Origin of the sequence: Streptomyces venezuelae (assembly GCF_008642335.1) — a bacterium.
GTDB lineage: Bacteria > Actinomycetota > Actinomycetes > Streptomycetales > Streptomycetaceae > Streptomyces > Streptomyces venezuelae_F.
In genome coordinates this window covers 1,885,833-1,911,042 of the sequence record NZ_CP029191.1, presented here as the reverse complement: position 1 = coordinate 1,911,042, position 25,210 = coordinate 1,885,833, and the positions used below count along the sequence as shown (strand labels likewise).

Annotated in this window: 20 protein-coding genes and 1 tRNA gene; 8 read left to right on the top strand and 13 right to left on the bottom strand. The window is 69.4% G+C overall.

The features are described 5' to 3' along the window. Window positions 1–103: 103 nt before the first annotated feature. Window positions 104–844 carry an SIMPL domain-containing protein gene (locus DEJ49_RS08570; RefSeq protein WP_150183564.1) on the top strand — a complete coding sequence of 247 codons (741 nt, stop codon included), beginning with the start codon at window positions 104–106 and terminating at the stop codon, window positions 842–844. Between the two features lie 153 nt (window positions 845–997). Beyond that, window positions 998–2,434, top strand: a complete 1,437-nt coding sequence (gene pyk / locus DEJ49_RS08565; RefSeq protein WP_150183563.1) for a pyruvate kinase — start codon at window positions 998–1,000, stop codon at window positions 2,432–2,434. A 13-nt stretch (window positions 2,435–2,447) separates the two neighbouring features. On the opposite strand, the gene DEJ49_RS08560 is transcribed toward pyk, so the two are convergent. Continuing rightward, window positions 2,448–3,236, bottom strand: coding sequence for a helix-turn-helix domain-containing protein (locus tag DEJ49_RS08560; RefSeq protein WP_150183562.1), 789 nt, complete (start codon window positions 3,234–3,236; stop codon window positions 2,448–2,450). An 82-nt stretch (window positions 3,237–3,318) separates the two neighbouring features. After that, window positions 3,319–3,401 (bottom strand) — tRNA-Leu (locus DEJ49_RS08555). A gap of 92 nt (window positions 3,402–3,493) precedes the next feature. Here DEJ49_RS08555 and DEJ49_RS08550 point away from each other — a divergent pair. Further along, a complete protein-coding gene (locus DEJ49_RS08550) occupies window positions 3,494–4,150 on the top strand; it encodes an ANTAR domain-containing response regulator (protein WP_150183561.1) in 657 nt (218 codons plus the stop codon). Between the two features lie 67 nt (window positions 4,151–4,217). Here the strand turns inward: DEJ49_RS08550 and DEJ49_RS08545 are convergent, their stop codons facing one another. The 9 genes from DEJ49_RS08545 to DEJ49_RS08505 all read right to left on the bottom strand — a co-directional run bounded on the left by DEJ49_RS08545 (window position 4,218) and on the right by DEJ49_RS08505 (window position 14,024). Further along, window positions 4,218–4,934 carry an ABC transporter ATP-binding protein gene (locus tag DEJ49_RS08545; protein WP_150166661.1) on the bottom strand — a complete coding sequence of 239 codons (717 nt, stop codon included), beginning with the start codon at window positions 4,932–4,934 and terminating at the stop codon, window positions 4,218–4,220. Next, window positions 4,931–5,755, bottom strand: coding sequence for an ABC transporter ATP-binding protein (locus DEJ49_RS08540; protein WP_223832772.1), 825 nt, complete (start codon window positions 5,753–5,755; stop codon window positions 4,931–4,933). Before DEJ49_RS08540 ends, DEJ49_RS08545 begins: the two co-directional genes overlap by 4 nt. A gap of 3 nt (window positions 5,756–5,758) precedes the next feature. Continuing rightward, complete coding sequence (locus DEJ49_RS08535; RefSeq protein WP_150183560.1) at window positions 5,759–7,606, bottom strand: branched-chain amino acid ABC transporter permease; 1,848 nt, start codon at window positions 7,604–7,606, stop codon at window positions 5,759–5,761. A gap of 5 nt (window positions 7,607–7,611) precedes the next feature. Next, window positions 7,612–8,541, bottom strand: a complete 930-nt coding sequence (locus DEJ49_RS08530) for a branched-chain amino acid ABC transporter permease (protein WP_150183559.1) — start codon at window positions 8,539–8,541, stop codon at window positions 7,612–7,614. Between the two features lie 101 nt (window positions 8,542–8,642). Then, the gene (locus DEJ49_RS08525) at window positions 8,643–9,893 is read right to left on the bottom strand and encodes a branched-chain amino acid ABC transporter substrate-binding protein (protein ID WP_150183558.1); all 1,251 of its coding nucleotides are present in this window, start codon (window positions 9,891–9,893) and stop codon (window positions 8,643–8,645) included. Between the two features lie 305 nt (window positions 9,894–10,198). Beyond that, window positions 10,199–10,771, bottom strand: a complete 573-nt coding sequence (locus DEJ49_RS08520; protein WP_150188117.1) for a Tat pathway signal sequence domain protein — start codon at window positions 10,769–10,771, stop codon at window positions 10,199–10,201. Continuing rightward, on the bottom strand, window positions 10,768–11,151 hold the full coding sequence (locus DEJ49_RS08515; protein WP_150183557.1) for a hypothetical protein: 384 nt from the start codon (window positions 11,149–11,151) through the stop codon (window positions 10,768–10,770). The genes DEJ49_RS08520 and DEJ49_RS08515 overlap by 4 nt, the downstream gene beginning before the upstream one ends. A 77-nt stretch (window positions 11,152–11,228) precedes the next feature. Further along, window positions 11,229–11,696 (bottom strand): PaaI family thioesterase, encoded by a 468-nt coding sequence (locus tag DEJ49_RS08510; RefSeq protein ID WP_150183556.1) that lies wholly within the window; start codon window positions 11,694–11,696, stop codon window positions 11,229–11,231. 48 nt (window positions 11,697–11,744) lie between these two features. After that, the gene (locus DEJ49_RS08505) at window positions 11,745–14,024 is read right to left on the bottom strand and encodes an FdhF/YdeP family oxidoreductase (protein WP_150183555.1); all 2,280 of its coding nucleotides are present in this window, start codon (window positions 14,022–14,024) and stop codon (window positions 11,745–11,747) included. A 208-nt stretch (window positions 14,025–14,232) separates the two neighbouring features. On the opposite strand from DEJ49_RS08505, the gene polA reads away from it, so the two are divergent. The 5 genes from polA to DEJ49_RS08480 all read left to right on the top strand — a co-directional run bounded on the left by polA (window position 14,233) and on the right by DEJ49_RS08480 (window position 21,601). After that, a complete protein-coding gene (gene polA, locus DEJ49_RS08500) occupies window positions 14,233–16,902 on the top strand; it encodes a DNA polymerase I (RefSeq protein ID WP_411757231.1) in 2,670 nt (889 codons plus the stop codon). 479 nt (window positions 16,903–17,381) lie between these two features. Next, window positions 17,382–18,350, top strand: a complete 969-nt coding sequence (locus DEJ49_RS08495; RefSeq protein WP_150183553.1) for a serine hydrolase — start codon at window positions 17,382–17,384, stop codon at window positions 18,348–18,350. A 181-nt stretch (window positions 18,351–18,531) separates the two neighbouring features. Then, on the top strand, window positions 18,532–20,274 hold the full coding sequence (locus DEJ49_RS08490) for a lytic murein transglycosylase (protein WP_150183552.1): 1,743 nt from the start codon (window positions 18,532–18,534) through the stop codon (window positions 20,272–20,274). A gap of 173 nt (window positions 20,275–20,447) precedes the next feature. Then, the gene (locus DEJ49_RS08485) at window positions 20,448–20,582 is read left to right on the top strand and encodes an SPW_0924 family protein (RefSeq protein WP_150183551.1); all 135 of its coding nucleotides are present in this window, start codon (window positions 20,448–20,450) and stop codon (window positions 20,580–20,582) included. Between the two features lie 20 nt (window positions 20,583–20,602). After that, complete coding sequence (locus tag DEJ49_RS08480) at window positions 20,603–21,601, top strand: DUF3068 domain-containing protein (RefSeq protein WP_150183550.1); 999 nt, start codon at window positions 20,603–20,605, stop codon at window positions 21,599–21,601. An 18-nt stretch (window positions 21,602–21,619) separates the two neighbouring features. Here DEJ49_RS08480 and hrpB read toward each other — a convergent pair whose 3' ends face one another. Together hrpB and DEJ49_RS08470 are read right to left on the bottom strand one after the other, a co-directional pair. Continuing rightward, window positions 21,620–24,151, bottom strand: coding sequence for an ATP-dependent helicase HrpB (gene hrpB, locus DEJ49_RS08475; RefSeq protein WP_150183549.1), 2,532 nt, complete (start codon window positions 24,149–24,151; stop codon window positions 21,620–21,622). Window positions 24,152–24,155: 4 nt separating this feature from the next. Continuing rightward, window positions 24,156–24,977, bottom strand: coding sequence for a class I SAM-dependent methyltransferase (locus DEJ49_RS08470; RefSeq protein ID WP_150183548.1), 822 nt, complete (start codon window positions 24,975–24,977; stop codon window positions 24,156–24,158). Window positions 24,978–25,210: the final 233 nt, after the last annotated feature.

The window sequence follows — 25,210 nt, the reverse complement described above, 5'->3', positions numbered from 1 at the left end:
TAACGCGCGTAGATTCTGTCCCTGCCGCCCCCACGGGCAACAGACCCCGCAGGTTGCGATCCGATGACTGTCCGGTACGTCCGCGCGATGCGAGAGTGACCACATGGACACGGACCCGCACCCCACCGTCGCCTCTACGGCCCCCGCCACCCCCTACGGCACCCCCGACGCCCCCCGCCTCGCCGTCCGCGGCGAAGCACACCTCGAAGTCGACCCCGAAATCGCCCGCATCGGCATCACCGTCCAAGCCCGCGGCACCGACCGCCGCGACGCACTCAACGACCTCACCCACCGCAACACCACCGTCCTCGACCTCATCAAGACCTACGGCGAAGCAGTCGAGAAGATCGAGACCGGCACCTTCTCCATCAGCCCCCAACTCACCAAACACGGCCGCGGCGAACGCATCCGCGCCTACCACGGCCGCGTCCACACCACCGCCGAACTCACCGACTTCACCGCACTCGGCGAACTCACCACCCGCCTCGCTGACCTCGACCTCACCCAAGTCGAAGGCCCCTGGTGGGCGCTGCGCCCCGACTCACCCACCCACCGCCAGGCCAGGCAGCAAGCCGTCCGCGAAGCCGTCCAACGCGCCCGCGAATACGCCGAAGCACTCGGCACCGGACTCGCCGCCCTCGTCGAACTCGCCGACATCGGCGCGGACAGTCCCCCCACGCCGAGTTACGGAGGATTCGCCGGCGGCATGCGCTCCGCCGTCGCCTACGGATCCGCCCCCGACCTCGCCGAAGCCCCGCCCCTCGACCTCGAACCCCAACGCCAACACGTCTACGCGACCGTCAACGCACGCTTCACGATGACCCCACCGCATCTGACGCGCTGACCCCCCTCAGGACCCCCTCCCGCCACCCCCGGAACGCTCATAGGAGCGGCGCCCCGCACAATTCAACACTTGTCAATAACCCTTCATGCAAAGGTTGTTGAGTAGTCACCCCCGACCAATTCTCTACCCACGGGTAAGGCCTAGGGTCGAACCATGCGCCGAGCAAAAATCGTCTGCACCCTGGGACCCGCGACCGACTCGTACGACCAGATCAAGGCCCTGGTCGAAGCCGGAATGGACGTGGCACGCTTCAACCTCAGCCACGGCACCCACGCCGAGCACGAGGAGCGCTACCAGCGCGTGCGAAAGGCCTCCGAAGAGACAGGACGCAGCGTCGGCATCCTCGCCGACCTTCAAGGCCCGAAGATCCGCCTCGGCCGCTTCCGCGAAGGACCCGTACTACTCGAACGCGGCGACGAGTTCACCATCACCGTCGAAAACGGCATCGAAGGCGACCGCCAACACTGCGGCACCACCTACGAAGGCCTCGCCGACGACGTCACCACCGGCGAACGCATCCTCGTCGACGACGGCAAAGTGACCCTCGAAGTCACCGCCGTCGACGGCCCCCGCCTCACCACCACCGTCATCGAAGGCGGCATGGTCTCCGACCACAAAGGCCTCAACCTCCCCGGCGTCGCCGTCTCCGTCCCCGCCCTCTCCGACAAGGACCAGGACGACCTCCGCTGGGCCCTGCGTTCAGGCTTCGACGTCATCGCCCTCTCCTTCGTACGCAGCGGACGCGACATCGAGGACGTCCACCGCATCATGGACGAAGAAGGCCACCGCCTCCCCGTCATCGCCAAAGTCGAAAAACCCCAAGCGGTCGACAACATCGAAGACATCGTCGCCGCCTTCGACGGCATCATGGTCGCCCGCGGCGACCTCGGCGTCGAAATGCCCCTCGAACAAGTCCCGATCGTCCAGAAGCGCGCGATCAAACTCGCCAAGCGCAACGCCAAGCCCGTCATCGTCGCCACGCAGATGCTCGACTCCATGATCGACAACTCCCGCCCCACGAGGGCGGAAGCGAGCGACGTGGCGAACGCCGTCATCGACGGCACGGACGCGGTGATGCTCTCCGGCGAGACGAGCGTCGGCAAGTACCCCATCGAGACCGTCAAGACGATGGGCCGCATCGTCGAAGCGGCGGAAGAGGACATCCTCGCGAAGGGCCTCCCGCCGCTCACGGAACGCAACAAGCCCCGCACGCAGGGCGGCGCGGTCGCCCGCGCGGCGGCGGAAATGGGCGACTTCCTCGGCGCGAAATTCCTCGTCGCCTTCACCCAGTCCGGCGACACGGTCCGCCGCCTCTCCCGCTACCGTTCGCCGATCCCGCTCCTCGCCTTCACCCCCGACAAGGCGACGCGCTCCCAGCTGAACCTGACGTGGGGCGTCGAAACGCTGCTCGGCCCGCACGTCGACTCCACTGACGCGATGGTCGACCAGGTGGACGAGCTCCTCCTCAAGATCGGCCGCTGCCAGAAGGGCGACACGGTCGTCATCACGGCCGGCTCCCCGCCTGGGGTCCCCGGCTCCACGAACCTGGTCCGCATCCACCACATCGGCGAGGACGACAGCCCGAAGTAGCGGGTGGGACGGTTCAGTGTTTCGGGCCGACGTGGACGTCCATGAGGGCCACGTCGGCTTTGCGGGCGATGGAGATGTTGTACGGATTCCCGTGCCGGGTGCAGTGCGTCCAGCCGACGCCGAGGGTGTCGAGGGTGCGGGTGAAGAGGTCGCGGATGTCGTCGGAGACGTTGGTGAAGAAGTACCGGGGATATTCGTAGCGCTTGCGTACGCCGCCGACGAGGCGAGTCGTCCAGTTGGTGATGCGGCACCCGTCGGAGTGGATGAGCCCCCGGACGAACTCCCACGGGTGGGCGTCGACGATCTCCTGCTGCCAGGGTTCCAGGGCGATCTTCCGCTCGTGCTTCTTGCCCGGCCCGTGCTGGGGGAACATGCACCACAGGTGCCGCGAGTAGACCTTGATGTTCTGGCAGCCGGTCTTGCGGACCCGGCAGACGGAGTTGTCAGGGAAGACCGCGTGTATGGCCCGCTCGCAGTCGTCCTTGAGGCCCGGCCATGCGTTGTCGCAGGTGATCATGAGGCTGGGAACGCGGTGTGCTGAGTACTGGATGATGTGGCCGTCGCCGAGATAGAGCCCCAGCAGGTAGGCGTACGCGCTCGTGTCCAGGACGCGGCCGTCGCAGCGGGGGCAACTGGGAATCGGTCTGCCGGGGCACTCCCCGCGTTTTGCCCGGTCCTCGTGCTTCCAGTAGCTGATGGTCCCGAGCGGGATATCGAGCGTTCGGGCGACGTCCGCGTTCTTGGTCCCGTTGCGCAGCAACGTCAAGGCTTGCTGCCGCACCTCTGTGCCGTGGAAGTTCATACGGCCACTCTGAGTCACGGTTCGTCGCCGGGAGCAGCAAAAAGCGGAGGTCCACGAGAACGTGGACCTCCGCTTACAGCGGTGCCGGGTGCGGGATTCGAACCCGCAAGCCCTCTCAGGCAGAGGTGTTTGAGACCTCCGTGTATGCCGTTCCACCAACCCGGCCAGGCGCTGCCGGAAGTGTACCGGGTCACCGGGCGGCGACGCAGCTAGGTAGGCTGCAGGGGCAGCGCACCTGCCATGAACGAGGAGCCCCCGTGACCGCCCCCGAGTCGCCCCAGCCCACCGACGCGTCGGACGACGACAAGTCGCACGTGCCTCCGCTGACGACCCGCGTCGTCATCGCCGAGGACGAGGCCCTGATCCGGCTCGACCTCAAAGAGATGCTCGAGGAAGAGGGCTACAGCGTCGTCGGCGAGGCCGGCGACGGTCAGGCGGCCGTCGAGCTCGCCCGCGAGCACAAGCCGGACCTCGTGATCCTGGACGTGAAGATGCCCGTCCTGGACGGCATCTCCGCGGCCGAGAAGATCGCCGAGGAGTCCATCGCCCCCGTACTGATGCTGACCGCGTTCTCGCAGCGCGACCTCGTGGAGCGCGCGAGGGACGCCGGCGCGATGGCGTACCTCGTGAAGCCGTTCAGTAAGAGCGACGTGGTCCCGGCGATCGAGATGGCCGTGTCCCGCTTCACGGAGCTGAAGGCGCTGGAGCAGGAGGTCGCGGACCTCTCCCAGCGTCTGGAGACGCGGAAGCTGGTCGACCGGGCGAAGTCGATCCTGCAGACGGAGTACGGCCTGACGGAGCCCGCCGCGTTCCGGTGGATCCAGAAGACGTCGATGGACCGCCGTCTGTCGATGCAGCAGGTGGCGGAGGCGGTCATCGAGGACGCCGAGGAGAAGAAGGCGTCGAAGGGCTAGCCCCGCGCAGTACGTACGACGAGGCCCGCACCCCCAGGATGGGGTGCGGGCCTCGTCGCGTATGGGCTCAGTCCTCGCCCAGGTACGCCTTCCGCACGGATTCGTCGTGCAGGAGGTCGCCTCCCGTCCCCGAGAGGACGATCTTGCCGACCTCCATGACGTGGCCGTGGTCGGCGAGGGAGAGCGCGGCCTGCGCGTTCTGCTCGACCAACAGGATCGTCGTGCCGTTGGCCTTGAGCTCGGAGATCGTCGCCATGATCTTCTGCATCATGATCGGTGAGAGGCCCATGGAGGGCTCGTCGAGCATGAGGAGCTTGGGCTGGGACATGAGGGCGCGCCCCATGGCGAGCATTTGTTGTTCGCCGCCGGACAGCGTGCCCGCGGCCTGTTTCTTCCGTTCTCCGAGGATGGGGAAGAGTTCGTAGGCGCGGTTGATGTCCTTTTCGATGCCTGCTTTGTCGCTGCGGAGGTAGGCGCCGAGGCGGAGGTTGTTCTCGATGGTCATGCGGGGGAAGATGTGGCGGCCTTCGGGGGAGTGGGCGAGGCCTTGCGCGACGATTTGGTCGGCGCGGTATTTACGTAGCGGCTTGCCGTTGAATTTGATGGAGCCGCCGACCGGCTTCAACAGTCCTGACAGCGTGCGGAGCGTTGTCGTCTTGCCCGCGCCGTTCGTGCCGATCAGGGTGACGACTTCTCCGGCGTCGACTTTGAAGCTGATGCCTTTGACGGCTTCGATCTTGCCGTAGGCGACGCGGAGGTCCTCGACCTCAAGGAGTGCGGTCATTTGTTGTTCTCCTCGAAGGGTTCGCCGAGGTACGCGGCGATGACGCGGTCGTCCTGTTGCACGGTTTCGCTGCTGCCTTCGACGAGTTTTTCGCCTTGGACGAGGACGGCGACGCGGTCGCAGAGGTTGAAGATGAAGCGCATGTCGTGCTCGATGACGAGGACGGCGATGCCCATGTCGCGGATGGCGAAGACGAGTTCTTCGGTGGCGCGGGTTTCCTGCGGGTTCATGCCGGCGGTGGGCTCGTCGAGGAGGAGGAGGCCCGGTTCGCTGGCGAGGGCTCGGGCGATCTCGAGCTTGCGCTGTTCTCCGTAGGGGAGGTTGCGCGAGAGGTGTTCGGCTTTGTCGGCGAGGCCGACGAATTCGAGGAGTTCCAGGGCGCGGGCCTTGGAGGCCGCCTCCGCCTTGTGGAAGCCGGGGCCGCGGAGCAGGGCGGACCAGAGGCCTTCCTTCGTTCGCGTGTGGCGGCCGACGAGGACGTTTTCGAGGACCGTCATGTTGGCGAAGAGGCGGATGTTCTGGAAGGTGCGGGCGATGCCTGCCGCGGTGACCTTGAAGGATTTGGCGGGGAGGATGTCGCCTTTGTAGCGGACTTCGCCTTCGGTCGGTATGTAGAGGCCGGTGAGGCAGTTGAAGAAGGTGGTTTTGCCTGCGCCGTTGGGGCCGATGAGGCCGACGATTTCGCCGCTGTTGACGGTGAGGTCGACGGAGCGTACGGCGGTGAGGCCGCCGAAGCGCATGGTGACGCCGCGGGCGTCGAGGACGTTTTCGCCGGTGGGGGTGGCGGGGGTGCGGTCCTCTTTGGTGGTGTTGGTGGTCATGGGTCAGACCCCTGTCTTGCTGAGGGCTGCGGGTGGCGGCGTCTCGCCGGGGCTGAGTTCGGCCTCGTGGAATTCGAGTTGGCGGCGGCGGTTGGGGATGAGGCCTTCGGGGCGGAAGCGCATGAGGAGGACGAGTGCGAGTCCGAAGGCGAAGAGCTGGTAGTCGCCGAGGAATTGGAGTTTGTTGGGGATGAGGTAGAGGAGTGCGGCGCCGACGAGGGGGCCGCTGATGGTGCCCATGCCGCCGAGGACGACGGCTGCCAGGAGGAAGGCGGAGTTGGGCGGTACGGAGTTCGCGAATTGGTATTGCTCGGGTGTGACCGTGTACGTCACGTGTGCCTGGACCGTGCCTGCGAGTCCTGCGAGTGAGGCGCCGAGGGCGAAGGCGATGAGTTTGACGCGGAAGCCGTTGATGCCCATGGCGAGTGCGGCGGTTTCGTCTTCGCGGATGGCGACCCAGGCGCGTCCGATGCGGCTGTTCTCGCTGCGTCGGAAGACGAGGACGACGACGAGGGTGATGAGCAGCATCAGGAAGAAGTAGTTGGCGAAGCGGCCGATGGTCTGGCCGAGGATGCTGTGTTCTACGCCGAAGTCGAAGCCGAAGATTTTGAGGTTGGGGATGGAGGAGATTCCGTTGGATCCGTTGGTGATGTCGGGTCCGGAGGAGCCGTCGGAGTTGTTGGCGGCGAGGCGGAAGATTTCGCCGAATCCGAGGGTGACGATGGCGAGGTAGTCGCCGCGGAGGCGGAGTGTGGGGGCGCCGATGAGGACGCCGAATATGAGGGATGCGCCTGCGCCGACGAGGATGGCGCCCCAGAAGGGGAGGTGGATGTCGAAGGGGGAGCTGGGGGATCCGGAGACCATGGATGCGGCGTAGGCGCCGACGCCGAGGAAGGCGACGTATCCGAGGTCGAGGAGGCCTGCGAGTCCGACGACGATGTTCAGGCCGAGGGCGACGGTGGCGAAGATGAGGATGTAGACGCCGATGGTGGCGTATTGGTCGTCGCTCTGGGTGAAGGGGAATGCGGCGGCGGCGAGGAAGGAGCCGGTGAGGGTGACGTTGCGGTGGCGTGCCGTGTAGGTGGAGACCTGGGCGACGAGTCCTGCTTTGGCGAGTGCGGCGAAGCAGAAGCCGACGGTGAGGAGGAAGCCGATGAAGAGTTCGTCGTATTCGGTGCCGATGCCGTAGGTGAAGACGAGCAGTCCGATGGCGAGTGCGGCGATGATGACGAGGATTTCGAGGTACGAGTTGAGTTTGCGGGGCGGTGCCGGGGTGGTGTCGGCGGTGAAGGCGCCCTTGATGATGGTGCTGGCGTTGCGGCAGCGGTGTTTGAACTGTTCCCAGGTGCTGTCTTCTTCGTCGACCGGGTAGGTGTGGGGTCGGGTGAAGGGGAGGGCGAGGGCGCCGGTGAGGGCGGTGAGGGTGGCGATGGCTGCGACCCAGCCGCCGGGTTCAAGGTTGGCGAGTCCGCCGAGGGTGTCGCTGATGGCGAAGATCGTGTACCAGGCGGTGGTGAATGCGGCGAGTGCGGCGTATTTGAGGGCGGCGTCGGTGCCGGCGGGGGCGATGGTGCGGAGGCCCTTTACTCCGTAGGAGGCGAGTCCGAGGAGTGTGGTGAGGGCGCCGGCGATGAGGACGAGGACTTGGAGGCCGCCGGGGTAGCCGTTGACGGTGAGGTCGCCGGGGAATTTGGCGGTCCAGGTCCAGGCCATGAACGTGGAGATGATGGTGAGGATGCCGCCGCCGGTGGCGAGGGCGCGGGCGGGGACGACGGGGATGGGGATGAGCCCGGTGGGGGGCTTTTCCTTGTGCGGCTGGGGGGTGTCGGCCGTGGTGGTGTGTGTGGTCATTGGTGTCACGCCCTGTCCGCGACGCGCTCGCCGAGGAGGCCTTGGGGCCTGACGAGGAGTACGACGATGAGGAGTACGAACGCCCAGACGTCGGCCCAGGACTGGCCGCCGAGCTTGTCCATGCCGGGTACGTCGTTGATGTAGGCGGTGGCCATGGATTCGGCGAGGCCGAGGACGACGCCGCCGATCATGGCGCCGTAGATGTTGCCGATGCCGCCGAGTACGGCTGCGGTGAAGGCTTTGAGGCCGAGGATGAATCCCATGCGGAAGTCGATCTGGCCGTATTTGAGTCCGCGGGCGACGGCGGCGATGCCGGCGAAGGCGGCGCCGATGGCGAAGGCGACGACGATGACGCGGTCGGTGTTGATGCCCATGAGTTTGGCGGTGTCTGGGTCTTGGGCGGTGGCTTGCATGCCGCGTCCGATGCGGGTCTTCATGACGAAGTAGCCGAGGGCGATCATGCAGATGGGGGCGGTGATGAGGAGGAAGATGTCGCCGGGTTGCATGGTGACGGAGCCGATGTGGATGGATCCGCCGGGGAGTTCGGGGAAGGAGCGGGCGGATTTGGCTTCGGGGTACCAGGCCCAGACGGCTTGCTGGAGGGCGAGGGAGAGGCCGATGGCGGTGATGAGCGGGGCGAGGCGTGGTGCTCCGCGCAGGGGTCGGTAGGCGAAGCGTTCGGCGCCGATGGCGATGGTGGTGGAGACGAAGATGGCGCCTATGAGCATGAGGGGCAGGGCGGCCCAGACGCTGGTGCCGGCGGGGAGCCAGAGCCAGACGGTGAGGGCGCCGAATCCGCCGGTCATGAAGATCTCGCCGTGGGCGAAGTTGATGAGCTGGACGATGCCGTAGACCATTGTGTAGCCGATGGCGATGAGGCCGTACATGGATCCCAGTAGCAGGCCGTTGACCAGCTGTTGCGGCAGTTCGTGCACCGCAGTCCTCCGAGTCTTTCGTGCGACGGATGCGACGCCGCGCGGGGCGCTTGTCTGCGGCGCCCCGCGCGGGGGTTGTCGTGTGGGCTACGTGCCGGGGGCTAGTTGGTCCCGGTGTAGGTGCCGGACTCGACGGGCTTCCAGCCGCTCTTGGGGTCGGTGGTCTTGACCTGGTAGACGGTGAGCTGCTTGTTGGTGGCGTCGCCGTATTCGTCGAAGGAGACCTTGCCGGTGACGCCGTCGAAGGAGACGTCCTTCATGGCGTCGATGACCTTGGCGCGGGCGTCGTCGGGGAGTTTGCCGTCGTTGTCGTCGACGACCTTCTTGACGGCTTCGATGATGGCCCAGGCGCTGTCGTAGGAGTAGCCGCCGTAGGCTTCGTAGGCTTCCTTGAAGCCGGCCTTCTTGTAGTTGGCGATGAACTCCTTGGCGGAGGGGAGTTCTTCGACGGGCTGGCCGACGGAGGTGGCGTAGTCGCCGACGCCCTGCTTGCCGGAGAGTTTGATGAAGTCGGCGCTGTAGATGCCGTCGCCGCCGACGAGGGGGGCTTTGGATCCGGCTTGCTTCATCTGCTTGCTGAGGGGTCCGGCCTGGGGGTATTCGCCGCCGTAGTAGACGAGGTCGGCGTCGCTGTTGCGGATCTTGGTGGCGACGGCGCCGAAGTCCTTGGTGTCGGGGTTGATGTGTTCGGTGCCGACGACCTTGCCGCCGAGTTTGGTGAACTCGTCCTTGAAGGTGGCGGCGAGTCCGGCGCCGTAGGTCTTCTTGTCGTCGACGACGAAGACCTTCTTCTTCTTGGCCTTGTTGTACAGGTACTGCGCGGCGAAGGGGCCCTGGATGGCGTCCGTGGTGGCGGTGCGGAAGTAGGACTTGTAGGGGCGTGCCTTCTTGCCGCCGTTCCAGTCCGGGCCCTGGGTGAGGGCGGGGTTGGTGTTGGCGGGGGAGACCTGGACGAGTTTGGCGTCGTCGAAGACCTTCTGCATCGATTCGGCGACGGAGGAGTTCAGGGGGCCGACGGCGCCGAGGACGTCCTTGTCGGCGACGAGTTTGGTGGCGTTGGTCTGGCCGGACGAGGGCTGTCCCTGGTCGTCGAGGGCTTCGATCTTGAACGTGACGCCGTCGACGTACTTCTTCTGGTTTGCCTGCTTGGTGGCGAGGTCGACGGAGTTGCGGATGCCGAGGCCCAGCGCGGAGAGTTCGCCGGTCAGTGGCGCGTCGACACCGATGACCACGGTGGTGCCGCCACCGGCTTCGTCTCCGTCGTCCTTGTCGTCGCGCGAGCCACAGGCGGTGAGGGTGAGAGCCCCCGCGGTGAGTGCAGCGGTGATGGCTATGAGCGAACGTTGACGCACGATCAGTCCTTTCCCCTGGCACGGCTGTCCCTTGTTGGGATGCCGAGTCGAGCGCGGAACCGAACTGAGAGGAATCCGGTGGGCGCGGTGACTGGCCGTGACTCTAAGGGCGCCTTTGTTCTTGGTGGAGTGGTCGTCCAAGGCTGTGACGCTCTTGTTATGCCACGGAGTATTCCGGGCTGGAACGCGGGGGGCGGTTGGGGCTGAATATGGCCTTGTTCGGTGGATCTAGACGTATCCGCATGCTGAGAATCCCCAGGGCAACTTGCAGGACTGTCATGCGGTTTGACTCATGACAGTGGTGTTCATGGGCATGCGGCCGTCAGGGCGGCGGAAAGATCATTCGCGTATTCCGGACCCAGGATGTAACTCTGCTTCTCCATTGCGAGCACATTACGCAGTGTTACTTCGAGAAAAGGGAGTCCTGCGTTCCGGGGCACTTCTCCGCATTCGCGAATGTGCATCGTAATGATCAACTTCCGGGGTGATCCCGTTTTGACCTCGAAAGGGGTGAGAGGGGATGTGCTGACCGAAAGGGCCGTGGAGGGCTGGCCGACGCGGCGGACGGTCGCGGGTGGTCCCGACTCCTGCGCGAACGCGACGGCGAACGTGAAGGTGCGGTCCCCGGCGCGGGGGCGGGACATGTCGCCCTCGTACGTCACGGAGACGCTCTGTGACGGCCAGGGCGTGGGCGGTGGGGGTGGCGGTTCCGGTCGCGTCACGTAGAAGGTGATCGCGGCGGCGCCGATGATCGCGGCCGTGGTGGCGGCGAGCGTGGTGCGGCGGAACCTGCGGGGGCCCGGCCGGGTGCTGCGAGGGGGCGTGGCCTCGTGGTCGTAGGTGTCCTCGCCCGGCTCGACCGGTCCGATGGCCATCATGTCCACGGCCCGCCGCTCGGCCCGCCGTCGCGGTACCGTTCCGCGCACCGCTCGCGCGCCTGACGGTCGATCAATTTGCGTCCCGAGGCGGCTGTTTCACGCCTGCGTTCGGCGCGTGCGGCGTCGAGGATGTCGCGCAGGATGAGGTACTGCCCGTTCGACAGGCCCATCGACTGGTAGTCGCCGTAGGTCTTGTCCCCGGCGTCGTAGATCTTGTGCGCCCACTTGGTGATGATCGTGGCGCACAGGTCGGCGGGGGAGGTGGAGCCCTGGGAGGGGCTGCGGGCCGCGTCCGGTTCGCCGGTTCCGGAATCACTGCATCCGGCGACGGCGGTGAGGGCGGCGAGGACGAGCGCACAGAGCGATATCCGGTGCCTCATGAAGTGACGCTAGACCGAAGCGCCCGCTACGACAATGCGCACGCCCTCGACGCGCCCGCGCCGCCGCCCTCGTGGGGTCAGCCCGCGGCGCTCTGCGCGTCCCGCAGCATGCACGTCAGGCGTGCGGTGCACACCCGCTTGTCGTGCTCGTCGGTGATCGCGATCTCGTACGTCGCCGTGGAGCGGCCCCGGTGCACGGGCGTCGCGACGCCGGTGACCAGGCCGGAGCGGGCGCCGCGGTGGTGCGTGCAGTTGAGGTCGACGCCGACGGCGAGCTTCTGCGCGCCGCCGTGGAGCATCGCGCCGACCGAGCCGAGGGTCTCGGCGAGCACCGCGGACGCGCCGCCGTGCAGGAGTCCGTACGGCTGGGTGTTGCCCTCGACCGGCATGGTGCCGACGACGCGCTCTGCCGAGGCTTCCAGGATCTGTACGCCCATGCGGGTGCCGAGGTGTCCGGCGGAGAACAGGGAGGGCAGGTCGACCCCGAGCGATGCGTACTCGTCGAGGACTTCCTGCGGGAACTTCACGCTGTGCTGCTCGCCCATGGGGCCCGGCTCCGTTCGTTCGTCGTCGCGCTGTCGCTGAGCAAACGCTCAGTCGACGGCCGATTGTTCCAGGCGGACGACGACGGACTTGCTGGCGGGGGTGTTGCTGGTGTCCGCGGTGGCGTCGAGCGGCACCAGGACGTTGGTCTCGGGGTAGTACGCGGCGGCGCAGCCGCGGGCCGTCGGGTAGTGCACGACGCGGAAGCCGGGGGCGCGGCGCTCCACGCCGTCCTGCCATTCGCTGACGAGGTCGGCGTACGTTCCTTCGGCGAGGCCGAGGTCGGCCGCGTCGTCGGGGTGGACGAGGACGACGCGGCGGCCGTTCTTGATGCCGCGGTAGCGGTCGTCGAGGCCGTAGATCGTGGTGTTGTACTGGTCGTGGGAGCGGATGGTCTGGAGCAGCAGCCGTCCCTTCGGAACGGCCGGGTACTCGACGGGGGCGGCGGTGAAGTTGGCCTTGCCGGTGGCGGTGGGGAAGCGGCGCTCGTCGCGGGGAGCGTGGGGCAGGGCGAACCCTCCGGGCCGGGCGATCTTGGCGTTGAAGTCGTCGAAGCCGGGGATCACGCGCGCGATTCGGTCGCGGACGGTGGCGTAGTCCTTCTCGAACTCCTCCCACGGTGTGCGGGACGTCTCGCCGAGTACGCGGCGGGCGAGGCGGCACACGATGGCGGGCTCGGAGAGGAGCTGCTTGCTCGCGGGCTCCAGGCGGCCTCGGGAGGCGTGGACCATGCCCATGGAGTCCTCGACGGTCACGACCTGTTCGCCGCTTGCCTGGACGTCGCGCTCGGTGCGGCCGAGGGTGGGCAGGATGAGGGCGCGGGCGCCGGTGACGGCGTGGGAGCGGTTGAGTTTCGTGGAGACGTGCACGGTGAGGCGGGCGCGGCGCATGGCTGCCTCGGTGACGTCGGTGTCGGGGGACGCGGAGACGAAGTTGCCGCCCATGGCAAAGAAGACTTTCGCGTCGCCGTCGCGGAGGGCGCGGATGGCGCGGACGACGTCGAGGCCGTGGTGGCGGGGCGGTGCGAAGCCGAACTCCTTCTCCAGGGCGTCGAGGAAGGCGGGCGCGGGGCGTTCGAAGATGCCCATGGTGCGGTCGCCCTGCACGTTGGAGTGGCCGCGGACGGGGCAGACGCCGGCGCCGGGGCGGCCGATGTTGCCGCGCAGCAGCAGGAAGTTGACGACTTCGCGGATGGTCGGCACGGAGTGCTTGTGCTGGGTGAGGCCCATGGCCCAGCACACGACGGTGCGCTTCGACGCGAGGATCATGCTCAGCGCTTCCTCGATGCGTGCGCGGTCGAGGCCGGTGGCGCGCAGGGTGTCGTCCCAGTCGGCGTCCTGTGCGGCGGCGACGAAGTCCTCGTAGCCGTGGGTGTGCTCGCGGACGAACTCTTCGTCGACCGCGCCCTCTGTCTCCAGGATGAGTTTGTTGAGGAGGCGGAAGAGGGCCTGGTCGCCGCCGAGGCGGATCTGCAGGAAGAGGTCCGTGAGGGCGGTGCCCTTGAGCATGCCCTGTGCGGTCTGCGGGTTCTTGAAGCGTTCCATGCCCGCTTCGGGCAGCGGATTGACCGTGATGATCTTCGCGCCGTTGTTCTTGGCCTTCTCCAGGGCGGAGAGCATGCGCGGGTGGTTCGTGCCGGGGTTCTGCCCGGCGACGATGATCAGATCCGATGTGTAGAGGTCCTCCAGGAGGACGCTGCCCTTGCCGATGCCGATGGTCTCGGTGAGTGCGGAGCCGGACGACTCGTGGCACATGTTCGAGCAGTCGGGCAGGTTGTTCGTGCCGAGCTCGCGGGCGAACAGCTGGTACAGGAACGCGGCTTCGTTGCTGGTCCTGCCCGAGGTGTAGAAGACGGACTCGTCGGGGGAGTCGAGGGCGGCGATCTCTTCCGCGATGATGTCGAAGGCGCGGTCCCAGGACACGGGCTCGTACCGCTCGGCGCCCTCCGCAAGGTACATGGGGTGGGTGAGGCGGCCCTGCTGGCCCAGCCAGTACCCACTGCGGGTGGCGAGGTCCGCGACGGGGTGCGCGGCGAAGAAGTCGGGGGTGACGCGGCGCAGCGTGGCTTCCTCGGCGACGGCCTTCGCGCCGTTCTCGCAGAACTCCGCCTTGTGGCGGTGGTCCGGCTCGGGCCAGGCGCAGCCGGGGCAGTCGAAGCCGTCCTTCTGGTTGACGCGGAGCAGGGTGAGGGCGGTGCGGCGCACGCCCATCTGCTGCTGTGCCATGCGCAGGGTGTGACCGATGGCGGGAAGGCCGGCGGCCGCGTGCTGGACCTCGGCGACCTGCGGTGCGTCCTGGACCGGATCGCCCTTGGGCGGCTTGCTTGCCATGGTCGGCTCCCCTTCGAGCACGTACGTGAGCTACGTCTCCGATCCTCCCACGTGCCGGTGACAATGCCGGGGGTCGGGGTTCGGTGGAGCCGGAGTGTCAGTGGGGCGTGGCAGGATCGGGGACGTGGCAGAAACAGCAGCGAAGAAGAAGTCCGAGACGGCGGCGGCGAAGGCCGGGCAGGCCGGTGGTGAGCGGCGCCCGCTCCTGATGCTCATGGACGGGCACTCCCTGGCGTACCGGGCGTTCTTCGCGCTGCCCGCGGAGAATTTCACGACCGCGACGGGCCAGCCGACGAACGCGATCTACGGCTTCGCGTCGATGCTGGCGAACACGCTGCGTGACGAGGCGCCCACGCACTTCGCGGTGGCGTTCGACGTGTCGCGCAAGACGTGGCGCTCCACGGAGTTCCCGGAGTACAAGGCGAACCGTTCGAAGACGCCCGACGAGTTCAAGGGGCAGGTCGAGCTGATCGGCGAGATGCTCGACGCGATGCACGCGGTGCGGTTCGCGGTCGACGGTTTCGAGGCGGACGACGTGATCGCCACGCTGGCCACGCAGGCGGAGGCGGCCGGTTTTGACGTGCTGATCGTCACGGGTGACCGTGACTCGTTCCAGCTGATCACCGACCACGTGACGGTGCTGTATCCGACGAAGGGCGTCTCGGAGCTGACGCGGTTCACGCCGGAGAAGGTCCAGGAGAAGTACGGGCTTTCCCCGAGCCAGTACCCCGACTTCGCGGCGCTGCGCGGCGACCCGTCGGACAACCTGCCCGGCATCCCCGGTGTGGGTGAGAAGACCGCCGCGAAGTGGATCAACCAGTTCGGTTCGTTCGCCGACCTCGTCGAGCGTGCCGAGGAGGTCAAGGGCAAGGCGGGGCAGAACTTCCGCGACCATCTGGAGGCGGTCAAGCTGAACCGTGTCCTGACGGAGATGGTGCGCGACGTCGAACTTCCCAAGACGGTCGCCGACTTGGAGCGCGCTCCGTACGACCGTACGGCGCTGGCGATGGTCCTGGACACCCTGGAGATCCGCAACCCGTCGCTGCGGGAGCGGCTGCTGGCCGTCGACCCGGGCGCGGCGGAGGCCGAGCAGGCCCCTGCCGAGCCGGGTGTGGAGCTGGACGGTTCGGTGCTGGGCGCGGGTGAGCTGGCGCCGTGGCTGGCGGAGCACGGCAACGCGGTCCTGGGTCTGGCCACGGTCGACACCTGGCAGCTGGGCACGGGCACGGTCACCGAGGTCGCGCTCGCCGCGGCCGGCGGGGCGGCCGCCTGGTTCGACCCGGCGACGCTGGACGAGGCCGATGAGAACGCGTTCGCCGCGTGGATCGCCGACCCGGCCAAGCCGAAGGTGCTGCACAACGCCAAGGCGGTCATGCGGGTCTTCCCCGAGCACGGGTGGTCGGTGGCGGGCGTCACCATGGACACGGCACTCGCCGCGTACCTGGTGAAGCCCGGCCGTCGTTCCTTCGCGCTGGACGCGCTGTCCCTGGAGTACCTGGGCCGTGAGTTGGCGCCCGCCTCGGCGGCCGACGGACAGCTCGCCTTCGGTACGGAGGAGGACGACCGGGCCGAGGCCGACTCCCTGATGTCGCAGGCCCGCACCATCCTCGACCTCGGCACCGCGTTCGGCGAGAAGCTGACGGAGGTCGGCGCGAGCGATCTCCTCACGGACATCGAGCTGCCGACGTCCGCGCTCCTGGCCCGCCTGGAGCGGCACGGCATCGCGGCGGACCGCGAGCATCTGCAGTCCATGGAGCAGCAGTTCGCGGGCGCGGTGCAGCAGGCCGTGAAGGAGGCGCACGCGGCGGCGGGCCACGAGTTCAACTTGGGCTCGCCCAAGCAGCTCCAGGAAGTCCTCTTCGGCGAGCTGAACCTCCCCAAGACGAAGAAGACGAAGACCGGGTACACCACGGACGCGGACGCGCTGGCGTGGCTCGCGGCGCAGACCGAGAACGAACTGCCGGTCATCATGCTGCGCCACCGCGAGCAGGCGAAGCTGCGCGTCACGGTCGAGGGTCTGATCAAGACGACCGCCGCGGACGGCCGTATCCACACCACGTTCAACCAGACGGTGGCGGCGACGGGCCGGCTCTCCTCCACGGACCCGAACCTGCAGAACATCCCCGTCCGCACGGACGAGGGCCGGGCGATCCGCCGCGGCTTCGTGGTCGGCGAGGGCTTCGAGTCCCTCATGACCGCGGACTACAGCCAGATCGAACTGCGCGTGATGGCGCACCTTTCCGAGGACGAGGGCCTCCTGGAGGCGTTCTCCTCCGGCGAGGACCTGCACACGACCGTCGCCTCGCAGGTGTTCGGCGTGGACGGTTCGGCGGTCGACGCGGAGATGCGGCGCAAGATCAAGGCGATGTCGTACGGGTTGGCGTACGGCCTGTCCGCGTTCGGCCTCTCCCAGCAGCTGAACATCGAGGCGGGCGAGGCGCGTGCGCTGATGGACACGTACTTCGAACGGTTCGGTGGGGTGCGGGACTACCTCCGCCGCGCGGTCGACGAGGCCCGCGCCACGGGCTACACGGAGACGATGCTCGGTCGCCGGCGCTACCTGCCTGACCTCAACAGCGACAACCGCCAGCGGCGCGAGATGGCGGAGCGGATGGCGCTGAACGCGCCGATCCAGGGCACGGCGGCGGACATCGTCAAGATCGCGATGCTGAACGTCCACGGGGCGCTCACGGAGGCGAAGCTGGACTCCCGGATGCTGCTCCAGGTCCACGACGAAATCGTCCTGGAGATCGCGCCGGGCGAGCGGGCGAAGGTGGAGGAGCTGGTGCGGAGGGAGATGGCCGGGGCGGTGTCGCTTCGAGCGCCGTTGGATGTGTCGGTGGGGGTTGGGCCGGACTGGGAATCCGCAGCGCACTAGCCCTCCTGGGCCGGGGACCGGATCCGCTCTGCGGGGGGTGCGCTTTCGACTGCGGGCCAGCTGTGGCTGGTCGCGCAGTTCCCCGCGCCCCTGACTCGTCCACCCGAGGGCCACACGCTCGTCCCGCCCAGAGACGCGACACATACCGGAACGCCCAGGAGCCCCACCCAGGGGCGCGGGGAACGGCGCGAGCACCCCCCACACACCCGCACCCAAAAGGCGGCCCGGCTTTTAGGGGCGCGGGGAACTGCGCGAGCACCCCCCCCCACACACCCGCACCCAAAAGGCGGCCCGGCTTTTAGGGGCGCGGGGAACGGCGCGAGCACCCCCCACGCACCCGCAGCCGGAAGGCGGCCCGGCTTCCAGGGGCGCGGGGAACTGCGCGACGAGCCCCCACGCACCCGCACGGGAAAACGCGGGCTCACCCGCGTGGCCCCCAAGCAGGCGCCGCCCCCTGACCCCCGCGTCAGGATGACCGCATGGCTCCTCACCTGCGAAAGCCCCGCGCAGCGTTCGCCGCCGCGCTCACCACGGCCCTCCTCGCCCCCATACCCGTCACCGCCGCCGAGGCCAGCCGCCCCCAGCACGGCAGCGGCGCCGCCCTCTGCACGGCGGGCCAGGACCGTGCTCTCGCCGCCCGGGTGTCCAAGGACATCCGGGCGGCGCTGTCGTCCAGGGCGGGCAGCGTCTCCGTGTCCGTCCACGACACCCGCACCGGCCTCACCTGCGACCTCGCCGGGAACCGGCGCTACGACGCGGCGAGCGTCACCAAGGTCCTGATGATGGAGGCGGCACTGCGCCGCGCGCAGGAGTGGAGCCGCGACCTCACCGCGTGGGAACGCCGCCACATCCGCCCCATGATCACCACGTCGGACAACAACGCGGCAGGACGGCTCTGGAACGACCTCGGCCACCCCTACCTCTCCCGTTTCCTGCGCCGCGTCGGCACGACGGCCACCACGCTCGGCCCGTACGGCCGTTGGGGCCTGACCCGGACCACCGCCGCCGACCAGATGCGGCTCCTCGGCGTGCTGACGGGCGCCGGTCGCGCACGTGACGTACTGAAGGAGCGGGCGCGTGCGTACGGCCTGCGGCAGATGGCCGACGTACGGCGCGACCAGCGCTGGGGAGTGCCCGCCGGTATGCCGCGCGGTGTCCGCGCCCACCTCAAGAACGGCTGGCTGCCCCGTGCGACCCTGGGCTGGCGCGTGCACAGCGTCGGGGTGTTCAAGGGCGAGGGACGGACGTACCGGATCGTCGTGCTCAGCCACGGGAACCCGTCGATGGCGTACGGCGTGCGGACCGTCGAGCGCATCGCGCAGGCCGTCCACCGCGGTCTGAACAAGGGCCGTTCCGCCGTGCAGGGGCTGACCCCGGAGAGTGAGATCAGTGAGGTCCCGGACGGCTCGGTGGAGCCGGAGGGGGAGACCTGGGACCCCGCTGCGTAACAGACCTGTCGCGGCGGTCCTGCCAACCGGTAAAAACCGGGCACGAACGGGTGCCTGGGCGCGTGAAGTTGTCGTAGTGTCGGCTGAGTCGATCCACTGAGAGCACGCGCGTGCGAAAGCAAGCGTGCACCGGGGGTGGGGCGACGCGCAACAGTCGTCAATGGGGAGGGGTGGCTCGGTCATGGGGCCGGTAATCGGCAGGCGGCTGCGCAGAGGAACGGTGACCGCCGCGGTCGCCGCGGCGGCGGTGGCGGCCCTCGCCGCGTCGCAGGCACCGGGCGTGACGGACGTGGGACGCGAGGGGCCGGCGGCGGGCGCGGCCGACACCCCACCGCCGTCCGGTGATTCCGCGACCGGCGACTCCCCGTACTACACCGACCTGCCGGAGCTGAAGAGCCCCGTCCCGCCGAACGGCGGGAACACCAAGCAGGAAGCGGGCCTGCCCGTCACGGTCCTCGACGCGTACAAGAAGGCCGAGACGGCCCTCAACAAGGACAAGCCCGGCTGCAACCTGCCCTGGCAACTCCTCGCGGCCATCGGCAAGGTGGAGTCCGGCCAGGCCCGCGGCGGCCGTGTCGACGCGAACGGCACGACGATCAAGCCGATCCTCGGCCCGCCCCTGAACGGCAACGGCTTCGCGAAGATCACCGACACCGACAGGGGCGCGTACGACGGGGACACCACGCACGACCGTGCCGTCGGCCCGATGCAGTTCATTCCGTCGACGTGGGCGACCTGGGGCCAGGACGGCAACGGCGACGGCGAGAAGGACCCCAACAACATCTACGACGCGGCGCTCGCCGCGGGCCGTTATCTGTGTGCGAACGACCGCGACCTGTCCGTCGAGGCCGACCTGCACAAGGCGATCCTGAGCTACAACCGGTCGACGGACTACCTGAACACGGTCCTGTCGTGGCTGGAGTACTACCGCAAGGGCACCCACGAGATCCCCGACGGCACAGGTGTTCTGCCGGACGACCGCAGCGACACCCGCTACCCGGGCCTGCGCCCGGACCCGACGCCGTCGAACTCCCCGTCGTCCAAGCCGAAGCCGCGGCCCGGCTCCGGCGCCGACAAGCCGGGCAACAACGGCGGCGGCAGCTCCAAGCCGACGCCGCCGAGCGGTGGCGGCTCGGAGAAGCCGAAGCCCGCGGACGTCGACATGCTGGCGAACGCCGGGACGGGCGACCTCGTCGCGAAGACGGGCAACGCCTTCGGCGAGCGCGTCGCGGTGCGTGCCCTGACCGAGTCGGGCGCCTTCGTGCCCAAGGTGAAGGTGCGGTTCACGGTGTCCGGTGACACGGACGCCCGCTTCGAGGGCGGCGCGCGGAGCGTCACCGTCACCACGGACTCCCGGGGCAAGGCCACCGCGCCGGTGCTGAAGGCGGGGCAGAAGGCCGGCAAGTTCGTCGTGCAGGCCCGGGTCCCGGGCAAGGCGGCGTCCCGCGTCGACTTCGAGGCGCAGACCCTCGCCCGCGTCGCCGACGCGCTCGCCAGGACCAGCGACAAGGCGCTCGTCTGCGAGACGGGCAAGGAGTTCGCCGACCAGGTCGAGGTCAGGGCGACGCACAAGGGCAAGGTCGCGGACGGCGTCGCGGCGACCGCCACGATGATCAAGTCGGCGACGGACGCCTCCGCCAACGACAAGGGCCCGTACTTCAAGGGCGCGGACGGCAACCCGGTCCGCACCCTGACGGGCCTGAAGACCGGCCCGAACGGCGTGCTGAAGCTCCCGAAGATGTACGCGGACGGCGCGGCCGGCACGTACCTGCTGCGCATCGTCACGGAGGGCGGCGCCACGCTGACCGTCGAGCTGAAGGTGACCGCGCCGGAGCCCGACGCGACGCCGTCGCCGTCGGACTCCGCGAGTGCCTCGCCCAGCGCGTCGCCGAGCGCCTCCACGAGCGCTTCGCCCGGCGCCTGACCGGACGGGCCCGCGCGGGCCCGCCACGCGGCGACAAGGACCGCCCCTCCGCCACCACGGCGGAGGGGCGGTCCTGTGTTGTGCAACGTGTTCTCATCTCGCCCGTCCGTTGCTACGGTGCCCGGCCTGACGACCTATCAGTTCCGGCCGTACGCCGAATCGGGAGGCCCCGCATGCGCGCTCTCATCGCCGCCGCCGCAGGTCTCGCCGCCGCGCTCGCCCTGGTCCTGACCATCACGGCGATCGGCGCCCCATCGGGCGAGACGTCCCCCGAGCCGCTCCTCACCACTGTCCCCAAGCACCCATAGACGTAGGGAGGGCCGCCGCGATGCGCCGCAAGGCCAGCCTCGTCCTGCTCGCCTTCGCCGTGTTCTGCACGGCCATGTCCCCGCTCATGCGCTGGTACGCCTTCCCGCGGCTCGCCAAGATCCCGCCGAGCCAGTACCAGGAGGCGGTCCTGGAGGCGGACGACCCGACCCTCATCGACTACGGCTCCATGAAGGCCGAGAAGATCGACAAGGTCACCATCGTGCAGACCCTCAAGGGCAACGTCGAGGCCTCCGAGAAGATCGAGAAGACGGCGGACCGCGACGTCGTGGTCTGGGACGCCCTCTCCTACGTCCAGGACGCCGACGGCAAGATGGTCTCCAAGATCCCCGAGCGGTACATCTTCGACGCGCACAGCCAGGAACCCGTCCACGCCACGGGAGAAGCGGTCGACGGGGACCCCGTCAAACGCGAGGGCATCGAGTTCAAGTGGCCCTTCCTCACCGAGAAGCGCGACTACGAGTACTTCGACGCGCAGGCCCGCGTCACCCGCCCCATCCACTACAAGGGCACCCAGAACTTCCGCGGCCTGGAGGTCTACTACTTCGAGCAGACCATCCCCTGGACCAAAGTGCCCTTCCCGAAGACGATGCCCGTCAAAGGCATCACTCCGGAGTCCCTCGCCAAGACGGGCACCACCCGCTGGTACACCACCGTCCGCAAGTTCTGGGTCGAACCCACCACCGGAGCGCCCGTCTACGGAGAGGAGATCCAGAACAACGAACTCCGCGGCGGCACCCTCCTCGGCGACCGCGACAAGGTCACCGTCTTCTCCGGGCACGTGAAGATGCGCGAGGACTACATCAAGGACACCGTCGACCTGGTCAAGTCCCAGCGCGTCCTGGTCCTCCTGCTGACCTCGTACCTCCCCTGGGGATTCCTGACCCTCGGCATCCTTCTGCTGGCCCTCGCGCTCTGGCTGGAGGCCCGCAGCCGCAGGCCCGGCGATCCGGCGCCCACGGCGGAGAGCGACCCCGAACCGGAACCCGTCAACGCCTAGGGCCCCGTCCCGCGGCTGCTACCCCTCAGAGCCCCGCGCGGCCTGCCGGGCCTTGGTGTGGCGGGTCGGCTCGGCCGTCGCCGGGTCCTCCGGCCACGGGTGCTTCGGGTAGCGGCCGCGCAGGTCGGAACGGACCGCGCGGTAGCCGGACCGCCAGAAGGAGGCGAGGTCGGCGGTGACGGCCGCAGGACGCCCCGCGGGGGACAGGAGGTGGACGACGACGGGGACCCTGCCGTCCGCGATGCGCGGGGTGTCGGCGAGGCCGAACATCTCCTGCAGCTTGACGGCGAGCACCGGCTGCTCGGGGTCGGAGTAGTCGATCCGGATCCGGGACCCGCTCGGCACCTCAAGGCGCTCAGGGGCGAGCTCGTCGAGGCGCGTCGCCTCGCCCGTCGCCCACGGCAGCAGCCGCCCAAGGGCCTGCCCGGCGTCGATGCGTCCGAGATCGGCCCGGCGCGCCGACCGGGAGAGCTCCGGCTCCAGCCACTCGTCCACGCGCGCGTGCAGCGCGTTCTCCGATACGTCGGGCCAGGGCGCCCCGAGGTGGCGGTGCAGGAACGCGAGCCGCTCCCGCAGCTCCCGCGCGCCACGCGACCACTTCAGAAGCCCCGTCCCCTCCTCCCGAAGACCGGCCAACAGCGCCTCCCGCACCAGCCGCGGAGCGGACTCCTTCAAAGGGCGCACCGCGAGCTCCACCGCGCCGAGCCGCTCCACGTGCCGCGCCACCACGTCACCGCCGCTCCACGCCACCTCGTCGCCCTCGGAGTGCAGCGGGGCCGCCGCGTCACGCGCCACGCCCTCGTCGACGTGCCCGGCAAGGAGCACGCGCGCGTGGCCCGCGCCCACCGGACGGTCGGCCACGGCCACCGCGAGCCATCGCGCCCCGGACAGCGCGGAGCCCTGCCGGACCTCGGCGCGGGTCCCGCCCGCCATCAGATACGTCCCGCCGCCCACACTCCGGGCCACCCGCTCCGGAAACGCGAGAGCGGCCACCAGACCGGCCACGTACTCGTCGCTGCCGGCGCCCTCGGAGGGGCCTCCGGGCGCCGATGACGCGAGGCGCCTCGCCTCGGTCCGCCACCGCGACCCGTACGCGTCCTTGCTGGCGCGCGCCGCCCGCCACGCGCCCGCCAGGTCGTCGCCGTACTCGCGCGGCGGTTCCTCGCTCAGGAGCGCCACCGCCTCCGCCGCACGGCGGGCGCCGACCCGCGGCGCGGCGTCGAGCAGGGCCCGCGCGAGCCGGGGATGCAGTCCCACCCGGGACATCCGCGTCCCCCGCTCCGTCGCACGGCCCGTGCCCGCGTCCACCGCGCCGACCGCGGCGAGCACCTCACGGGCCGCCGCCATCGCGCCGCCCGGCGGTGCATCGAGGAGTGCGAGCCCGGAGGCGTCGGGATCGCCCCAGCAGGCCGCCTGGAGCGCGAACGCCGCGAGGTCGGCCACTTTGATCTCCGGGGCGGGAAAACGCGGCAGACGCCCGTCCTCGGCCTCGGCCCAGCACCGGTACACCGCCCCCGGCGCCTCACGCCCGGCCCGGCCCGCCCGCTGCCGCCCCGCCGCCTGCGAGGCCCGCACCGTCGCCAGCGCGCTCAGCCCGCGCGCGTGGTCCACCCGCGGCTCCCGCGCGAGCCCCGAGTCCACGACCACCCGCACCCCGGGCACCGTCAACGACGACTCGGCCACCGACGTCGCGAGCACCACGCGCCGGCCCGCCGACCCGGTGAGCACCGCGTCCTGCACCGCCGCGGGTGCCCGCCCGTGGACCTGCAGCACCTCCACGTCGCCGAGGCCCGTCAGCTGCCCGGCGACCCGCGCGATCTCGCCGACCCCGGGCAGGAAACAGAGGACGTCCCCGTCCCGCTCGGCCAGCGCCCGCCGCACCACCGACGCCACATGGGACAGCAGCGCGGGATCCACCCGCATCCCGTGCGGCGGCCGCACCGCGCGCGGCGGCGGCGCCCACACCACCTCCACGGGGTGCGCGGTCCCGCGCGCCTCCACCACGGGCGCGTCCCCGAGGAGCCGCGCCCAGCCCTCCGCGTCGGTCGTCGCGGACGCCGCCACCAGCCGCAGCTCGGGCCGCAGCGCCGCCCGCACGTCCACCAGGAACGCCGCCACGGTGTCCGCGTCCAGATGCCGCTCGTGGCACTCGTCGAGGATGACCACGTCGACGCCGGCCAGCTCCTGGTCGCGCTGGAGCCGCTGCAGCAGGACACCGGTCGTGACGACCTCCACGCGCGTGCGCGCGCCCACCACGCGCTCACCGCGCACGGTGTAGCCGACGCTGTCGCCCACCTTCTCGCCGAGCAGCCACGCCATCCGCCGGGCGGCCGCCCGCGCGGCGATCCGCCGCGGCTCGGCGACGACGACCCGGCGCGACCCCCGCGAGGCATCGAGCAGCCCGGCCAGGTCCAGCGGCACCAGCGTCGTCTTGCCCGTCCCCGGCGGGGCACACAGCACGGCGCTGCCCGGCCCCTCCAGAGCGGAGCGGAGGGCGGGCAGCGCGTCGCGTACGGGCAGGTCCAGCGCTTCGTTACGGAGACCGGTCACGTACTCAGTCTCGTACGCACACGTAGATGGCCGTCCCCGGGATCAGGTTTCCGCGCAGCGGGGACCAGCCGCCCCACTCCTGGGTGTTCCAGGCGGGCCACTCCGGCTCCACGATGTCGACGAGACGCAGCCCGGCGGCCACGATGTCCCGCACCCGGTCGCCGATCGTCCTGTGATGCTCCACGTAGACCGCGTTGCCCTGCTCGTCCTGCTCCACATAAGGAGTGCGGTCGAAATAGGAGGCCGCTACGGAGAGGCCCTCCGGACCCGGCTCGTCGGGGAAGGCCCAGCGGATCGGGTGCGTCGCGGAGAAGACGAAGCGGCCGCCGGGCCGCAGCACGCGCCGCACCTCCTTGAGGACGAGCACGGGGTCGGCCACGAAGGGCAGCGCTCCATAGGCGGAGCAGGCGAGGTCGAAGGAGCCGTCCTTGAAGGGGAGCACCCCGGCGTCGGCCTGCACCAGGGGAACGTTTCCGCCGATCCGCAGGGCGTGCTGGAGCTGGCGGTGCGAGAGGTCGAGCGCGACCGGCCTGGCGCCCTGCGAGACCAGCCAGCGCGAGCACTGCGCGGCGCCCGCGCCGATCTCCAGGATGTCCTTGCCCTTGAGCTCCTCGGGCGGACCGAGCAGCTCGGCTTCGACCTCGTCGAGCCCTTCGGGACCCCACACGAAGCGGTCGTCCCCGAGGAACGTGCCGTGCTCGATCTGGTACTCGTCGGCATTCCGGTCCCACCAGCCGCGGTTCGCGCGGCTGCTCTCCGTGACGTTCGCGTCACGCCGGGTGGCTTCGGGTTCGGGCAGCTCGGACTCTTGGATGATCGGCTCCATCGTCGTACTCTTCCGTGTCTTCCGTCGAACCTCGTCGCGAAGGGGGCGCGGTGCGGCCCGTGTGGCCTCATGCGACAGGTTTTGTGCCGGGTATGCGGCGATCCGCCCCGGGTGTGCGCCTTCGCGCATTGACCCTGTCCGGCTGCCCCCGTATGCTACAAGTTGCGCTGCGAGCCTGCGCTCCTCAGACATAGCAGGCTGCGCTCGCGTCTGTTGTATGTCCCCTCGGTTGT

Coding starts and splice junctions, on each gene's coding strand:
- DEJ49_RS08570 (WP_150183564.1), top strand. CDS start 104: ATGGACACGGACCCGCACCCCACCGTCGCCTCTACGGCCCCCGCCACC.
- DEJ49_RS08495 (WP_150183553.1), top strand. CDS start 17,382: ATGGCTCCTCACCTGCGAAAGCCCCGCGCAGCGTTCGCCGCCGCGCTC.
- DEJ49_RS08485 (WP_150183551.1), top strand. CDS start 20,448: ATGCGCGCTCTCATCGCCGCCGCCGCAGGTCTCGCCGCCGCGCTCGCC.
- pyk (WP_150183563.1), top strand. CDS start 998: ATGCGCCGAGCAAAAATCGTCTGCACCCTGGGACCCGCGACCGACTCG.
- DEJ49_RS08535 (WP_150183560.1), bottom strand. CDS start 7,606: ATGACCACACACACCACCACGGCCGACACCCCCCAGCCGCACAAGGAA.
- DEJ49_RS08515 (WP_150183557.1), bottom strand. CDS start 11,151: ATGAGGCACCGGATATCGCTCTGTGCGCTCGTCCTCGCCGCCCTCACC.
- DEJ49_RS08560 (WP_150183562.1), bottom strand. CDS start 3,236: ATGAACTTCCACGGCACAGAGGTGCGGCAGCAAGCCTTGACGTTGCTG.
- DEJ49_RS08480 (WP_150183550.1), top strand. CDS start 20,603: ATGCGCCGCAAGGCCAGCCTCGTCCTGCTCGCCTTCGCCGTGTTCTGC.
- polA (WP_411757231.1), top strand. CDS start 14,233: ATGCTCATGGACGGGCACTCCCTGGCGTACCGGGCGTTCTTCGCGCTG.
- DEJ49_RS08545 (WP_150166661.1), bottom strand. CDS start 4,934: ATGACCGCACTCCTTGAGGTCGAGGACCTCCGCGTCGCCTACGGCAAG.
- DEJ49_RS08505 (WP_150183555.1), bottom strand. CDS start 14,024: ATGGCAAGCAAGCCGCCCAAGGGCGATCCGGTCCAGGACGCACCGCAG.
- DEJ49_RS08510 (WP_150183556.1), bottom strand. CDS start 11,696: ATGGGCGAGCAGCACAGCGTGAAGTTCCCGCAGGAAGTCCTCGACGAG.
- DEJ49_RS08540 (WP_223832772.1), bottom strand. CDS start 5,755: ATGACCACCAACACCACCAAAGAGGACCGCACCCCCGCCACCCCCACC.
- DEJ49_RS08470 (WP_150183548.1), bottom strand. CDS start 24,977: ATGGAGCCGATCATCCAAGAGTCCGAGCTGCCCGAACCCGAAGCCACC.
- DEJ49_RS08490 (WP_150183552.1), top strand. CDS start 18,532: ATGGGGCCGGTAATCGGCAGGCGGCTGCGCAGAGGAACGGTGACCGCC.
- DEJ49_RS08520 (WP_150188117.1), bottom strand. CDS start 10,771: ATGATGGCCATCGGACCGGTCGAGCCGGGCGAGGACACCTACGACCAC.